The sequence below is a fragment of the Grimontia sedimenti genome (assembly GCF_011045095.1).
GTDB lineage: Bacteria > Pseudomonadota > Gammaproteobacteria > Enterobacterales > Vibrionaceae > Enterovibrio > Enterovibrio sedimenti.
Map to the genome: position 1 here is coordinate 606,653 of NZ_JAALDL010000001.1, position 15,909 is coordinate 622,561.

Annotated in this window: 9 protein-coding genes, 1 tRNA gene and 1 pseudogene; 1 reads left to right on the plus strand and 10 read right to left on the minus strand. The window is 44.9% G+C overall.

Translation table 11 applies throughout. From position 1 onward, the window contains the following. Positions 1–32: 32 nt before the first annotated feature. Positions 33–1,418 carry an ATP-dependent RNA helicase DbpA gene (gene dbpA, locus G5S52_RS02840; protein ID WP_165011681.1) on the minus strand — a complete coding sequence of 462 codons (1,386 nt, stop codon included), beginning with the start codon at positions 1,416–1,418 and terminating at the stop codon, positions 33–35. Between the two features lie 147 nt (positions 1,419–1,565). Further along, on the minus strand, positions 1,566–2,141 hold the full coding sequence (locus tag G5S52_RS02845) for a UPF0149 family protein (RefSeq protein ID WP_165011682.1): 576 nt from the start codon (positions 2,139–2,141) through the stop codon (positions 1,566–1,568). Between the two features lie 204 nt (positions 2,142–2,345). On the opposite strand from G5S52_RS02845, the gene G5S52_RS02850 reads away from it, so the two are divergent. After that, positions 2,346–2,433: transfer RNA gene (locus G5S52_RS02850), tRNA-Ser, on the plus strand. A gap of 135 nt (positions 2,434–2,568) precedes the next feature. Here the strand turns inward: G5S52_RS02850 and G5S52_RS02855 are convergent. The 8 genes and pseudogenes from G5S52_RS02855 to G5S52_RS02890 all read right to left on the minus strand — a co-directional run. Further along, positions 2,569–3,951 carry an O-antigen ligase family protein gene (locus G5S52_RS02855; RefSeq protein WP_165011683.1) on the minus strand — a complete coding sequence of 461 codons (1,383 nt, stop codon included), beginning with the start codon at positions 3,949–3,951 and terminating at the stop codon, positions 2,569–2,571. Between the two features lie 61 nt (positions 3,952–4,012). Continuing rightward, positions 4,013–5,035 (minus strand): hypothetical protein, encoded by a 1,023-nt coding sequence (locus G5S52_RS02860; protein WP_165011684.1) that lies wholly within the window; start codon positions 5,033–5,035, stop codon positions 4,013–4,015. Next, on the minus strand, positions 5,025–5,834 hold the full coding sequence (locus tag G5S52_RS02865; protein WP_165011685.1) for a tyrosine-protein phosphatase: 810 nt from the start codon (positions 5,832–5,834) through the stop codon (positions 5,025–5,027). Before G5S52_RS02865 ends, G5S52_RS02860 begins: the two co-directional genes overlap by 11 nt. Continuing rightward, positions 5,827–6,522 (minus strand): hypothetical protein, encoded by a 696-nt coding sequence (locus G5S52_RS02870; protein WP_165011686.1) that lies wholly within the window; start codon positions 6,520–6,522, stop codon positions 5,827–5,829. The genes G5S52_RS02865 and G5S52_RS02870 overlap by 8 nt, the downstream gene beginning before the upstream one ends. Further along, a complete protein-coding gene (locus G5S52_RS24340) occupies positions 6,522–8,729 on the minus strand; it encodes a GumC family protein (RefSeq protein WP_165011687.1) in 2,208 nt (735 codons plus the stop codon). The genes G5S52_RS02870 and G5S52_RS24340 overlap by 1 nt, the downstream gene beginning before the upstream one ends. Before the next feature lie 18 nt (positions 8,730–8,747). Continuing rightward, positions 8,748–9,298, minus strand: a pseudogene (locus tag G5S52_RS02880) (polysaccharide biosynthesis/export family protein). A 13-nt stretch (positions 9,299–9,311) separates the two neighbouring features. After that, complete coding sequence (locus G5S52_RS02885; protein WP_165011688.1) at positions 9,312–10,559, minus strand: outer membrane beta-barrel protein; 1,248 nt, start codon at positions 10,557–10,559, stop codon at positions 9,312–9,314. A gap of 982 nt (positions 10,560–11,541) precedes the next feature. Continuing rightward, positions 11,542–15,909: beta strand repeat-containing protein (locus G5S52_RS02890; RefSeq protein WP_165011689.1), on the minus strand; the 4,368-nt coding region annotated here is incomplete at its 5' end.

Here is a 15,909-nt window from a genome sequence, read left to right on the forward strand (position 1 = left end):
TCGTTAAGACGGCTTTTGTTATTTTATTGGTTTTAGCGAAGCTGCCAAACGCGGTAGGTTTTACCTTTGATTTTACCGCTGGAGAGCTTCTTCAAGGCTTTCTTCGCTACGTTGCGCTCAACGGCAACATAAGAACGGTAATCGGTGACTTTGATTTTGCCGACTTGTTTACCTTCAATACTATTTTCACCGGTCAACGCGCCAAGAATGTCACCAGGGCGAACCTTGCTTTTCTTACCACCATCAATGTGCAGTGTCACCATGGCAGGAGTGCGCGGTACATTGTTCAATACGCTGGAATCCGGCAATGCTGAAGGTTTGATATCGCGCTCAAGATGATCTTCCAGCAATGCAACACGATAACCATCCTCATCACCGAAGAACGTATACGCAGCACCTTCGCTGCCTGCACGACCCGTGCGGCCGATACGGTGAATATGAACTTCGGTATCAAACGCCATGTGATAGTTAATCACCGCATCTAATGCTTCGATATCCAAACCACGTGCAGCAACGTCCGTCGCCACCATGATGTTGGTACTCTTGTTAGCAAACTTCAAAAGCATTTGGTCGCGGTCGCGTTGCTCTAAATCACCATGTAGCGCAACCACAGAGAAGCCTTCGTTATCCAGTACTGCAGCCACGTCTTTCACGTCGCGCTTGGTGTTACAGAACACCACCGCACTTTCAGGCTGATGCTTCAGCAGCAAAAGCTGAAGTGCTTCCATACGCTCGCGATTATTTGCACAGCGGTAGAAATGTTGGGTAATACTGGTGTCATCATGGTTTGATTCCACTTTCACCATCACTGGGTTTGCCATGATTTGCTTGCTGATGCTCTGGATTTGCGCCGGGTAAGTGGCACTGAACAGCAGCGTCTGACGGTCAGATGGTACCTGGTCAAAAATAGCATCGAGAGCAGGTTGGAAACCCATTTCCAGCATGCGGTCTGCTTCATCCAGAATCAGTGTGTTCACTTCTTCCAGAGATAGGCGGCCTTTTTCCATATGGTCCAGAATACGGCCAGGTGTGCCTACGATAATGTGCGCACCATGTTCCAATGATCCGATTTGAGGACCCATAGGAACACCGCCACACAGTGTTAGCACTTTGATGTTATGAATGCCACGTGCCAGCTTGCGGATTTCAATGGCGACTTGATCGGCCAGCTCTCTGGTAGGGCAGAGCACCAGTGATTGAACGCGAAAACGTTTGACGTTGAGTCGGTTCAGCAATCCAAGACCAAAAGCTGCAGTTTTGCCTGAGCCTGTTTTTCCCTGACCGATGACATCTTTCCCATCAAGTATGGAAGGCAGGCTCTGGGCCTGAATTGGCGTCATGGTTTTGTAGCCAATGTCATTGAGCGTAGAAAGCAATTCATCTTTCAACGGAAGTGTTGAGAATACTTGATTCGTCACAGGGAGAGTCTCGTTGTCAGTGCCGTTTGAGCGGCGAGTAAATTCAGGGGCGCGACTATATCAGGAATGGTTGAAAACTGCGCGAAAACTTTGAAATAAAAAAAGCGGTCATAGACCGCTTTTTAATGATGCGAAAATAATGGCGGATTATTGTGCTTCAACCATTTGCATGGCGCGCATCGTCAGGCCACAAAGCATTACCGGCATGCCATTGAACACTTCCTCAAACTGTGCAAGTTCCGCAGCGCCCTGTTCTTCCATCACAGCCAATGCAGACTCAGGATCAAACAGCAGGCTGATAGAAAGCAGGACACCGCCCAGAAGCGCGTTTTCTTGCGAGTCTTCAGGCATCAGTGTTTCCCAGTCATCACGGCAAAGGGTCCAGCCCTGCAGCATGCCTTCACAGTATTCGCGCGTCGCTTCGTTAACGATCTCGCTTTCGCTCAGTGCACAAGGTTCAGGCCATTGCCATTCGTTTGAAAGCAAAGCACCACGCTGTTCGTTCCACATTTCAACAATGATGTTGGCGTATTGTTCAAGTTGTTCATGGCTACCAAACGGCGCTTCTTCTTCACCACCCCACATAAATGCAAGCCATTCACTTGGGTCGATAAGGTGTGGGGCTGCAGCCATTGCAGTCACAAAGCCTTCTGTTTGCGTGGCGGAAAGCAGTTTTGGCTCCAATCCGTTTTCGGTAATAAATTGCGATAGCGAGATAGACATGAAAAACTCTCTTTTCCTATTGAGCTGCTTATTCTAGCAGTGTGTGGAGATTTCTGAGAGAGAAAAGCGGTTTCGAGTTCAATACTGAACCAAAGCGCTTGAAAGATAGCCACTTGCGCGCTTTTTTCAGAAATATTATTGACGCTCTAGGCCTCTTTCCCTATAGTAGCGCCCCGTTGGGACGAGAAGTCCGACAAACAATTTGGTGAGGTGTCCGAGTGGCTGAAGGAGCACGCCTGGAAAGTGTGTATACGGCAACGTATCGAGGGTTCGAATCCCTCCCTCACCGCCATATTCAAAACCCGAGCAGAGATGCTCGGGTTTTCTCGTTTCTGGCTTATGAAAATATTTGAGGGAGGGTGAGAGCCTTCAAAATTTTTAATCTCATAGATCTAGCTCTGTTGATATTAAATCGATCCTCGCCCATTTATTGGGACTCGTAACCATTGCGAGGCATTTTCGCAACGATACAGGCCAGCGTGAGGACGAGAATGAAGAGAGTCGCGTTTGCAGCAGGTCTTAGGTTAAAGTCTACCGTAATATGAGTCAGCATTCCTATGATTGCCATCAAGCATCCAAGGGCTGTCCCCTTCATCAGCGCACTCTCCCTTGTTCTTAAAGTTCTCACACTAAGGTAAATTGGGTAAGTCACCGCAAAAACCAATAATAGCGGCGCAAAGACCCCATATTCCGCGAGAAATTGAACGTACTCGTTGTGAGCATGGTCAACAAATACGCTGATATAGTGCTGGTGATAACTTGGAAATATGCCATAGAAACTACCTGCGCCAGACCCGAATAAAGGGAAATCCTTAACAATTTCAATACTCCACGCAAAGATCTCGGGTCGTGCCTCGGTTTCTATAGCTGTTTGCTGGATTCGTTGTTTCACTTTCTCCAAACCAAATATTGCCCCCATTATCAGTGAATCAATGATAATGACACTCACCATTAACATTGTGAGGGATCTAGGTCTGTTTCGGTAGGCAATCAAAGCGATTGCGGCGCCAGCAATTGTAAGGATAACCAGAGCGCTATTTCCCATTCTGGAGCGTGTCATGACTAATGCGATAACCATGATAATGAGACATAAGCGCACGAGTAACTTAACGCTCAATAAATTCAGAACAATCCGTTTTAGCCTTGATTGCCAATCATAGGATCTTGTTACTGACAGCTGAGCGACAATGCACCCAAGCCCAAGAGAAACGCACAGAAGTAGGTAATTGGCTAGATGGTTTCTATAGACGAAAGAGCCGGTTGCCCCGTTTTTAGCAGGAAATCCGAATATTGGGCTATCAGGTATATCTGATAAAACTAGCATTGCGGCGTAAAACGCCTGTAAAGTTCCGCTAACGATTGTGGCATAGATGACTGCCTGTAACCTTTGCCTAGAGTTAATCACCGATGCAGTAATCAGAATAAATAAACAGTATGTGATACCCAGCATTAACGAGATTTCTGTTTGGGCTGGATCCAATGATATTGGGTGTTTGCCAACGTCTACATGAGAGTATATTTCTGCGGTTTTTGGTGAAATTAGGGTAAGTAGCTCAAAGGGAATTGGAACTAACTGAAGAGCTGTGAACAGTTGAAAGCAAGCCAATGAGATAAACAATGGCAATATAGGTTTTAACCTCTCAATTGGGAATTGATATCGATAAGCCCAACAAAGCATGATTGTTTGTATTGCTATCCAAAATTGAAAAATTGACCAAGCCCATGGTCGGTTGGAGCCTAATGGAACAGGTAACCAGATGATAAGTGCCAACAACAAATAGAAGCTGACACTTTCCAAGCGATTTGACACTTAAATGCCCTTATTAAAAAAGCGAGCGCTGGGCTCGCCAAAACTTAACAAATTCTCTAGATCAGTTTGGAGAAGCAAGACCACCACCACCACCACCGGTACCTCCGCTACCTGTTCCGGGTGTAACGGGGGCAACAGGAGGTGCTGGTGGGGAGGTGTTTCCTTCCAGTACTTCTGTAACTACATCTGCTGCTGGCGTGTCTGCAGTGTTTTCAATAGCATTATCTGAAGAGTTTGATGGACCTGCCGCAGTTTCAATATCTTGCAGAGATGTCGGGTCGACCCCATTGACGAGAGCAATACCAATAATTTCTTCAACATTTTGCGACGCGTTGACTGCACCTTGGACAATGTCACTTGCCGATTCGGGATTGCTCCGAAGGGCAGAAGATACAATGTTACCTTGTTGTTCAGGGGCTGCTTTAACAGCATTTGCTACTATTTCTGAGGCATTGGCAGGGCTCGCTTTTAACGCGATTGAGACGATTTCTACGGCCGACTCTGGGCTTGCTTTGACTGCGCCGGATACAATTTGGGCAGCTACTTTTGGGGCGACGACGACGGCTTCAGCTGCAATTTCTGTCACGCTGCGGTTACTTGCCTTTGCAGCGGCCAATAATACAGTGCTGCCACTTTCTGGTGCTGCTGTTACAGCGCTGGCGATGATGTTTCCAACGTTTTCTGGACTCGCTATTGTGGCGGCCTCAACCACGGTAGAAGAAAGCTCTGGTGCTACTATCAGCACACTGAGTGTAATGTCTGCACTTTGATCTGGTGCCTGAGAAACCACTTTTTCAACAAGCTCCGAAGCCATATCCGGCGCTAAAGGAATGACATAACTCGCTATTTCAGCGGCCCTTTCCGGAGAAAGACTAGCTAGCTGAGCTGCTATGTCTGCTAATCGTTCGGGGGCATTTTTTACAACGGTCGACAAAATCTCTTGTGTGCTGAGGCCGTCAGACTGTGCCTGACGTATTACCGCTTGTAAGTCAGGGTTATTGCTCAGCTCACTGCTTAGATCTGCATTTGCAGACAGCGACGTTGAAGCGAGTGCGGTTGCTAATACGAGCTGTTTAATCTTCATCGTTTTTCCCTAAAAAATAATCACTCGTCACTGCTTTTTGAGTGCAAATTGTGGATATGGATGTGTCAAAGGGAATACCTGGACACATTGCGAATATCTTTTGCGGCATGTCTATGAATAGTTGGTTGGCGGTTTTTTGGTCTGTAAACCGTTTAGCTTCCTCGTAGGCTGCAGATAAATTAGGAGCTCGACTTTTTAGGTTATGCGAATCTGATGCGAACCACGTTGCTTTCTTCTCTACAATCATTGCTCTGGCCAAACTCTGCGCTTCTTGCCGAAATTTTCCAATTAACGAAGAAGCTGTTATTTGGAATTCACATCCAAGTCTTGAAAATTGTGCAATATCCACTCTGGATCGTTGAAAATAACGATATCTTTCTGGATGAGCTATGACTGGCGTAATTCCTTTATCAAGCAAACACCTACACTTTGCTAAAGCTCCATGAGGATAGTTGGTCGTGGAAAATTCAATTAAAAGCCTTTTTTGTCCCCTGTCTTCAGTGAGGAATGGTATTTGTTCCGCCGCGAGCATATAGTCAATCTCAGGGCATAGTCTGACTTCCGACGAATAGCGAAGCTTAAAATTGATTTGATGCCTGACAAGTGAGTTTGCAAAAGTGTCTGCCGAAGCACTAATGCTATTTAGATTGTTGTCGAAACGGCCAGGGTTGATGTGAGGTGTCGCTATTGAACCATGTATCCCATCATGTAACGCCATAGTCGCCATTTCAATAGCTTCTCGTTCATTTTTCGCGCCATCATCGAGTCCAGGGAGGATATGGCAATGGGTATCAATCATCACATGGCCCTTTACTAGAGCGACCTGTCGCTGCCAAAAATCGGCATATTTTTACCTTTCCGGGAGATACAGTAACAATGGGAGTCAATTGAGCCCTTAAATTTCCAGTGTCAGTACCCGCAAGCAGATATTTGACACTATCTCGCTTTTGCTGAGGAGATAGTTCTTGCCAACTCCCGAAACCTATTTCTACGTGCGCCATATATGTCTCGTTAACGTAACGACCATATTTGTTGGTTAAGCTGAGCCAAACAGAAAATGGCTCATCACGATAGTATGCAATCCTGGCTAAGGAAGCGGAGGTGGGAGTCCATAAAGGTCTACTATGAAAACTCCTTAATGCGTTGTCATGTGCAAGTTCAAGATACTGAGCTCTTTTTAAAGGTTGTAGAATGGACATCCAAATATAAGCAGACGCATTCAATGATGCATAGTGAGGATGGTCACCATGAAGCGTATCCAAGGTACTAATCAGACTTTTCGCGTTATTAATATCTTCTGGCTGCACATGGTTTCCAACGGCGTAGTCTCCTTGCCAGCGAACAATAGAATGATTGAGCGCTTGTGACGCAATATTGGCTGCACCAAATCGAGCAGCGGAGAAGGCTAACCAGACTGCAAGACAAAGGAAACATAACAACACTAACTTTTGAATGAGAGAATTAACCCGTATATTTGGCCGATACATTAGGATTTTGCGCCATAGTAAGAACCGTACTCACCGTAATATGCAGAACTCTGACTTTGTTTCTTGGAAACGCGGTTAAGGACGATGCCATCGAGATTAATTTTATGGTGGATGAACTTGCCAATCGTTTTTTGAACTTGCTCGGTTCTTGTTTGGTTCGCTTTAACGACAATGATGGCCCCACCACAGATATCCCCGACGACCAGAGAATCACTAAAAAGCAATGTAGGTGGAGTGTCTATAATAATCCGATCGTACTTTAGTGTGAGCTTATCAACGAGAACTTTGAAAGCTTGAGATGAAAGCACTTCAAGCGGATTTGGAGGAATCATTCCTGCTGGCAATACATCAACCTTTGAAACTTCATCATGGAAAATACAAGATTCTAAATCTTGGTTCATAAGCAAATGATGTGTAAGCCCCGACTGAGATTGTGGAGCGCCAAAACGTGTCATAAGTGATGGCTTGCGTAAGTCAGCGTCAATGATGAGCACTTTTTCCATTGTGGCTAGTGATGTAGCAATGTTGATAGCAGAAGTTGTCTTCCCCTCACTTGGCATAGACGATGCGATGGCAATCAATTTACGAGATTGATAAGCCTGATTGAGGAGAAGCGATGTTCTGATTTGACGGAAGGCTTCGGAGAAACCGGCATTACTGTCTTCAAAGAATACACTTGGAGAAATTCCATTCTTCTTAAATTTTCGTCCTTTAAGCATTGGCACCGTACCAAGTGGAGCTACTCCCAACCTTTCCTCTACATCCTCTGGTTTTTCGAATGTCTGTTTGAATGCTTCAATTAACAATGCGAAAGCTACTGAAACCATTAATCCCATAAGTGATGCTAGAACAATTATTAATTTTTTCTTTGGCTTTGATGGAGTGAGTGGTTGCAAAGCTTCGTCTGTAAATCTTGCGTTAACGGGGGTAAAGTCACTCGTAGCTGTTGTTTCTTTCTGACGAGTTAAAAATAGGTCGTATAAGTCACGGTTAGTTTTAACCTCACGCTTTAGTACATCATAGCGAGCGCGCTTAACTGCTATTCCCTGAAACTCATCTTTTTTGTCTCTCATTTCCCTTCTTAGTGCAGATTCCAACTCCCTTGCACTTTGAAGTTCTTTCTCTATCCCATTTGCAAGTTGAGTGAGAAATTTATCCGAACGTTGTTTTATGGCGTTGTATTGTGCCATTGCATGAATCATTTTGTCATGTTTAGGCCCATAACGTTTTGACAGCTCGGTTATGCGTTCCTCTACAGAACTTTGAGATGCTAATATTCCTTTCACCTGCGGGTGATTGGCTATTTCAGTTACGGAAGCCAAGCTAGATATATCAGTGTCTTTATTTGAACGCAGAACAGCAAAGAGGGATTCTGCCGCAACCCTTCTGTCTCTCGCTTCGGAAAGGCGCAATGTTAAAGTTTCTAGTTCGGTGGTTGTGAGGTTGTCTATGCCGCTAGAGTCAATAAGTCCTTCTTGGGTTAGAAACCTCGTCAAAGCACTCTCAGAATGTTCAAGCTGAAATTTTAGCTCTTTGGCTCTTTTAGTCAGCCAAGCTGATGCTTCCTGAGTGGCACTTATTCTGGCATCCAAATTTTGCTCTATATAAGATTGTCCAACAGCGTTGGCTATTTTAGCTGCAAGCTTAGAGTCAAAGGACGTAAAACTTATTCTAACCAATTGAGTCTTACCAACAGCTGATACATTCAATTTGGACCTAAAGTTGTTTAGTACACGTTGACGTAAGATTTCATTTTGCTGTTCGATATCGATTACTTTGTTAGTTACAAAGACCGCCTTGTATATTGGTAGTGACTGATAGATTTCCTTAATTTTATCTCTTAAAGTGGGCTTTGCATTTGGGTCGAGGCCATTAAACTCTGGAAGCTCATCAAGATGCAATTCCAAAATAACTCGCTCTGCTAATGCATTTGATTTCAATACTTCTAGTTGTGTTAAGAAGTACTCTTGCTTAGTACTATCAATTCCTACTACATCCTCAATAGAAACCGTATTTTTTTTCTGTGTTTCAATAAGTATGGTAGCTGTTGCTTGAAATTGAGGCTTAATAGAATAGACCAGTAATGTAGCTATTGCCGTAACTAATACAGTAAATATTATGATGCTCAACATGCTCTTTCTAATGATGGAGAAGAGCTTTTGAATGTCAATTTCATCTGATGTATCTTCAATTTTACTATGGTTCACAACTTTTCCTTAGATATATCAGAAAAATGTTTGATCGATGACAATAATGTCACCTGGCAAAACAGATGCGTTGAGCTTGGCAATTTTTGTGGTCTTCTTGTTTTTTATACTCGATGTTACTTGAATGCTTCCTTTTGCCGCGCGGTCGGTAAAACCACCTGCTAAGGCTATTGCTTTTTCTACAGTTAGTCCTGGTTGATAATTATATCCACCTGGTTTTTTACCTCACCATTGACATAAATATGGCGGAATGATGTGACGTTAACTCGAACTTTGGGATTAATAAGATAATCTCCTTTTAATCCTTTTTGTATTGACGTTTTTAGCTGATTAACGGACAGTCCGGAAGCGAATATTTGACCTAAATAGGGATAATCGAATGATCCACTAGAGTCTAGTAATAACTCCATTGAAAGGTCATTCTCGCCATATACCTGTATCTTTATTGAATCTCCCGGCCCTAATACATAGTTACTGTCGCTGGTAGCAAAAGCCGAGTTCATGAATAATAGGGGTATTGCTAATGTTAAAATATAGAAGCTATTGAAACTAATTTTATATTTTTTCATTTCTTAACGTCTCTTATAACGACATCGTTACCGCTGTGTAAGCGACTAATTGGTCATAAGCTATGTTTTCTTCTGAGGATGACTTATCTGTCACGTCCACTCCAAATGAAATACTGAGCCATCGCCGAATATCATAATTTGCTGATACGCCATAAGTGATAGTGTCATCAGTTCGTGAATCACTATTGAATTTTTCATTGTTACTTGTTAATGAAAATCGAGTATTCAGTCGCTCTAACCAATGATGTTGCCAAAATATTCCGTATTTTATGGTATCGTTGTAGCCGGAAATAGCACTTGGGTCTTCAGCTATACGGCTAGAGTCAAATCCAATAGTCGCGTGCTCCGACGGGTTCCACGTGAGACCTATGTTCCAGCTGAAACTAGAAAAGTCGTTTGACTGATTTGAAAACTTTTTATCTTGGTAGCCAAATTTTGCAAAACCAGAGGTTTTCCCAGTTAGGTCCCAGTTCGCACCCAAGTAATACAAATTGAGGCGGTTGTTTTGGTTTTTACTAAATGTATAGTCAGTTTTCTTTGAGCGAACCTCAAGAAACGAATTTAGTGCTGAGTGTGCTTTGATAGTTAGAGCTCCTGTTAGCTCAACAGCATCAAAGTCTTTAAATCTAGTTGACCTTGCCTGATTCGGGCCGTTTAGGACTCTATAATTCTGGTATACTACTTCTTCAAATCCAGCACCAAATGAAAGTTTTCCTTTTGCTTCTTCGGCTCCATAACTATAGATGCCATCAAAGGTCACTCGATCTAGTTCAATCGGTTGAATCAGCAGGTTACCTGCACCTTCACTGATGCCATCACCTCTGGATTCATGTTCTCTTTTAAAGCTCGCCTCTATGTCTAACGCTTGCTTTGCGCCCAAATTTAAATTTGCCCCAACATTGGCGAAATAGTCGAAATAGTCATCTTCTCTGCTACTTGTATACCGGCCGTATCCAGCACCTATTGAAGAGTAAATCTCATGATTTCTGACTTCTCCAATTAAAGCTATGGAAGGTTCGACTGTATACAGAAATGAAGATATTGAATCGCTTTCTTTGCCTTGGCTTGTGATGTTGTCGTCATGGCTTATACCCAGTATTAGAGTCGGTGTTGCGGCTATACCATTATCAAAAACAATTGGTGCGGGCTCGACACTAGCTACTGAATATAATGGAAATGAAGCGCTTCCTAGAATACAAAACTTAATAAGTCTGTGTGTATTCAGTCCATTTCTTTGCAGTAGTTGTTGAACTAATTTCACTTGGTTTACCTTCTCGAAGATTCAAGTTTAAAATTTCTAATAGAGCTACGACCAGATAGTTCTTATAATGGTTTAGTGGTCTAGATCGACAGAGCAATTTATAGCGGTGATTCATTTCCTGCATGAATGCTTGAGTGTTTGTGGAGGTGCTTTGCAATTGCATGTGTCAAGGTTGTTACAATTTCCTCTGAGAATGTTTCAGATCGCAATAATTTGTGAATAACTAACTTCTTAGACAGTAGTGGTTTTGATGTTGCGAAGGATTTACTCTGCTTTCTCAATCCTTTTCAGCAATTAGTGACGATTAGTCAATGTTCGTGAGGGCTTTTAAGTCATTTTTTAGGTAGTGCTATCTGGGAAACGTGGAAAAATACAGAAAATAGTTCTAACTTCAACGAGGTTGTGGAAATTTTTGTTTGCTGCGAGCATAGGGAGTGGCTGAATACTTTGTAATCCCTCACTCACCGCCATATCCAAAACCCGAGCAGAAATGCTCGGGTTTTCTCGTTTTGGGGTTTTAAAAAGATAGAGTTTTCTCGCTCGAAAAGGTCCGGATTCACCTTTCAATACCCCAGACAGACAAAACCCGGCTTATGCCGGGTTTCTCGAATATCGTCCTGTAGGAGGCTAGCACTCCATTTGCTACTTATTGTGCCTTATAGCACACCGCCCCAGTACATTGCATTCATCAGCGTGAAAGCTGTCGTTACACCCATCAGGATGAACAGTGGTACATAGTTTGAAATTTTAGCGGCGATCTTGTTTGACACAGTAGGTACCTCGTGATGATTTGTTGCGCAAATTATGCACAATATTGTGACTTGTATCAATATTAAATGAATGGTGTTTTATATTTTATTTGCGAGGTGTGGTGGTAGGTAAGTCTGCGTAAAGTTACGTGAGTGTTAAGGAATGGCCATTTATTCTCAGCATGAAAAAGCCAGCGGATTAATCGCTGGCTTTTCAATAGATTATGGAAAGATCAATCGATGATGATTTTCGATTGTGTGATCATTGCATCGATGACAGCGGAACTCATTTGATCGTTGCTCAGACCCGTCGAATCGACACCATAGGCCGAAGCTAAGTCAGTAACAGAGATATTATCTAGGGTGATCGTCTGGTCAGTGTCTGCACCTGTCGAAGCGATGTTGATAACCGCTTCTCCATTCGCGTCATCAAAGACAGAAAGATAATCCCCAATGTTGGTTTCGCTTTCTCCTTGCAGAAGATCAGCAAGATCTAAACGGTCCAATGCTGTATCAAAGTCTGCAATGAGATCTTGGGCGGGTGAACTGCTGGTTCCTTGATCGCCAGACATATAAGCGAATGTGTCATTGCCTGCTCCACCAAACAGAATGTCGTCTCCTTTACCGCCGATGAGAATGTCATCGCCGATGCCTCCATCCAGCGCATCTTTACCAGCAGCGCCATTAAGAGTGTCGTTGCCGGCAAGTCCAAGCATGATGTCATCATCCCCAAGCCCTGACAGAAGATCATCTCCATCAGTGCCGAACGCTGAAGTTTGGCTAAGATCGACCAAATCACTCAGTCCTTCGGTGGCGCTGGTGGCGTAGAAAGACGATATGTTGGTGCCTGATTCACCGATGACAATGTGGATGTCCGATGTCGTGCCATCATTGGCAGTGAATGTGATAGTGTCTTGAAGCGTTTCTCCCTCTGGGATATCTGTCAGACGGGTTGGATCCAGGGTATATGTCCAAGTGCCATTGACCAGTTGCGCCGAGCCATACTGACCTTGTTCTGTCGTGTCTGGGAATATCCCCGTGGTTGCGCCGTTGGAATCTGCGAGAAGCAGTGTGCCGGAAGCTGATGGTGCTGTTCTAGGTTCAGCAGTGTCGCTGATCGCGTCTCCTAATGTCACAGTGGCAACGTCACTCTCATTGCCTAACGAATTGATTGCTGTATAGGTAAATGACGTATCTGTGGTATCCACTGCAGTAGTCGAAACGCTGGTAACAGTGAGGTTACTGTTGACGGATGCAGAGATATACATCCGTAATTCATCATAACCATTGGCATCACTCACATTAATTGTTGCGTTACCGGTTAAGCCTGACGCCTCCCAGACGTTTTCAAAAGTAAATTCGTTGACGACTTGGCCGTCTTTCAAGGCAATGAAATTGACGGTGGCGTTTGCTGGGCGGGTATTCGAGAAATTACCATATGCACTGGCAACGGATATATCTGTGCTTGTGACATCAAGACCTCCCGTAAAATTGAAGATCATGACTTCGCTGTTGGAAGAGTCAAGCTCCCTGTCTGTACCTATACCAATACCAGTTTCACCATTTGTAAATTCCCATATAACCGGAGCATCTGTAATGGTGCTAGCCAGGTCAGGCTTGGTTCCAGTAAAGGTACCTCCTGACACCGTCATACCGTCAGTCACAATCGTGGTTTGAGTGGAGCTCGTAATATCAGAGGCAGAAAACGTTTTAGAGACTTTATCTGGTTCGAAGACGAAATTGGTATTGTCCGGTAATGTGTCTCCGACAGAAACAGCGACTGAGTTTCCATTGGTATCAAGATAGTAAAGCGTACCATTGTCTGGCAGAGAAGTGATGTTGATGGAGGTAGTGAGGGAATCTCCATCGTTTGCGTCATCCACTATATCGGATGTGTAATCCGCCAGAGAGAATGAAACGGTGCCGTCAGATGGATCTTCCTCAAAACCCGGTGATGCAGCATCAGGCGACAAATTAACGATAACACTGTCAGTATTGGTTCCATGAACAAACTGTTCAAACGGTTGGTGCCCGGTAACATCAATAACAATGTCTTGTGTCGTTCCATCCGTGGCGGTCAGTGTGATGATATCCTGAGCTACTTCATCGTTGTCCAGACTGGATGCTTTGTCCTTATCAAGTGTATACGTCCAGTTGCCGTCAATAAGCTCCAATGTCCCATATTTGCCTTCCACCACAGCATTCTCGAACGCTGGTTGATCATTGGTATCGATATCGGAGATCGCAATTGAGCCTGATACGGTAATTTCTTCCTGATTTCCAATATTCAGTTTTACCGTTGCCGTGTTTCCGTCAGCATCTACCAGATAATAAGAGCCATCTTGAGTCTGAACGATAACGGGAGGGGTTCGGTCACCGCTAATATCGGTGATTGTGAATTGCAGTACAAAGCTACCACTGCTGTCGATGGTGTAAAGGTCAACGCCACCGCTAGTACTTGGCATGACAAACACTGGTTCTCCATTGATATAGCTTGCTGAGGAGAAGTAATGGCCGGCTCCAGAAACAGTATCAGTGAGGGTTAAATTACCTGTGCTTCCTACCTCATAGATGGTTGCGACATCTGAAGACGTATTTGTGTAAATGGCATAGAGGCGCCCATCGCTGGTTTCATAAAAGTTCGCTGAGTTGCCGCTGCCTACATTCACTGATTCTGAATCAACAAATGTCAGCGTTCCATCTGTCGCATTGACGCTGTAAATACGCACTTGGTCATTGGAAGAAGCGACCAGCCAAGTGTTGTAGTTATTGTCTGTATATATGTCGATTGAGGATACAAGATCCCCACCAAAAACGGCGCGATTGAGGTTAGTAAAATCGCCGCTAATTGGATCATAAGTTAATGTGGAGATGTTATCTGTCCCAGGGCGAGTGACAAATACATACTCTGTGCCATCTTCACCTTCGAATACCACGTTTTCTCGGATATAGCTCAGCCCATCAGTGGCGGTGATATTACTCACGCCACCGTTTATCGACAGCGTTCCGTCTGTGGCAATCTCCCAAGCTGTCAGTGAATGGCTATTTTGGGAAGTAACAAACAGTGTTGGGCTTCCATCAATATCCGATATGTTGGATTGAGTCAGCCCGTTCCCCAAAGACCCTGGATTGATCCCCAGCGCGACTAAGTCTGCTGTGATATCTCCACCGGAACTGGTGGTTACAGTATTGGTAGATTGATCGTAGGTAATTCGGTCCGTTTCAGTGAGTGAGCCGTCATTGTTCACCTTATAAATGAAGGTAGAAACGCTGATTCCCCACTGGGTTGAGACAACATAGGGCACGCCATTGATTGTGGTTGATGTTGTTGTCCAGCCCGAATTAGTGGGGCCTGAGATAGCCGCTCCCTCTGCGGTCAAGCTCTCGGCATTGTCTGTATCAAGATAGAAGCCTACCGCGTCCACACTGCTAGTCAGGGTACCTGTTACTTCTGGAGCATCTTCTGTACCAGTGATCGAGACTGTTATTTGGTGTGTCGAACCGTCGGTCGCAGTTAATGTAATGGTATCGCTGACGACTTCTCCTTCATCCAATGTCTGTGCATTGGCACCCAGTGTGTAAGTCCATGCTCCGTTCACTAGCGCGAGTTGGCCATAGCTTCCTGATGTCGTTGTGTCTCCAAACTCAATAGGGGTAACACCGTCGGCTGCGAAGATTTGTAACTCACCGGAGACAGATTGGTCACCAATATCCTCAATCAGTGCCGCGGTATCATTGTCTGTGATAGAGGTTTCAAGTGCGTTTGGCTGTGTAGGTTGGGCTTCAAAACCACCTCCGGATGTCGCACTCACTGAAACGGTGAAAACATCATCATCAGACAGTTCGACAAGCTGGTCATCCAAAGTGTCAACATTAAACGACTGCGATAGCGATCCCGCAGGGATCACCACATCACGGGTGACTGGCGTGACATCGCCATCTTCCGAGGTCTTGTGACCCACTACGATGGTCACGGTGAAGTCCGCTGTTGGCGCTTCACTGAGCGTCAAGGTGTAACTGGCCGCTTCACCTTCATTCACTGAGGCATCACCCATCAATGTCAGGGTTGGCGCCTCCGTGGTGGTGCCATCATTGATGGTAGTTTCCACCGCAGCTGGTGCGGTGGGCTGCGCTTCAAAGTCACCGCCAGCGGTGGCATCCACCGAGACGGTAAACACATCGTCATCCGCCGATTCATTCAGGCTGTCATCAAGCGTGTCCACGGTGAAATCGATGGAAGTGGTGTTCGCAGCGATCACCACATCGCGGGTGACCGGCGTGATATCGCCATCTTCCGAGGTCTTGTGACCCACTACGATGGTCACGGTGAAGTCCGCTGTTGGCGCTTCACTGAGCGTCAAGGTGTAACTGGCCGCTTCACCTTCATTCACTGAGGCATCACCCGTCAATGTCAGGGTTGGCGCATCCGTAGTGGTGCCGTCATTGATGGTAGTTTCCACCGCAGCTGGTGCGGTGGGCTGCGCTTCAAAGTCACCACCGGATGTTGAATCTACAGACACAGTAAAGACATCGTCATCTGCCGATTCGTTGAGGCTGTCATCCAGGGTGTCGACGGTGAAGTCAGTGGACGTGGTGCCTGC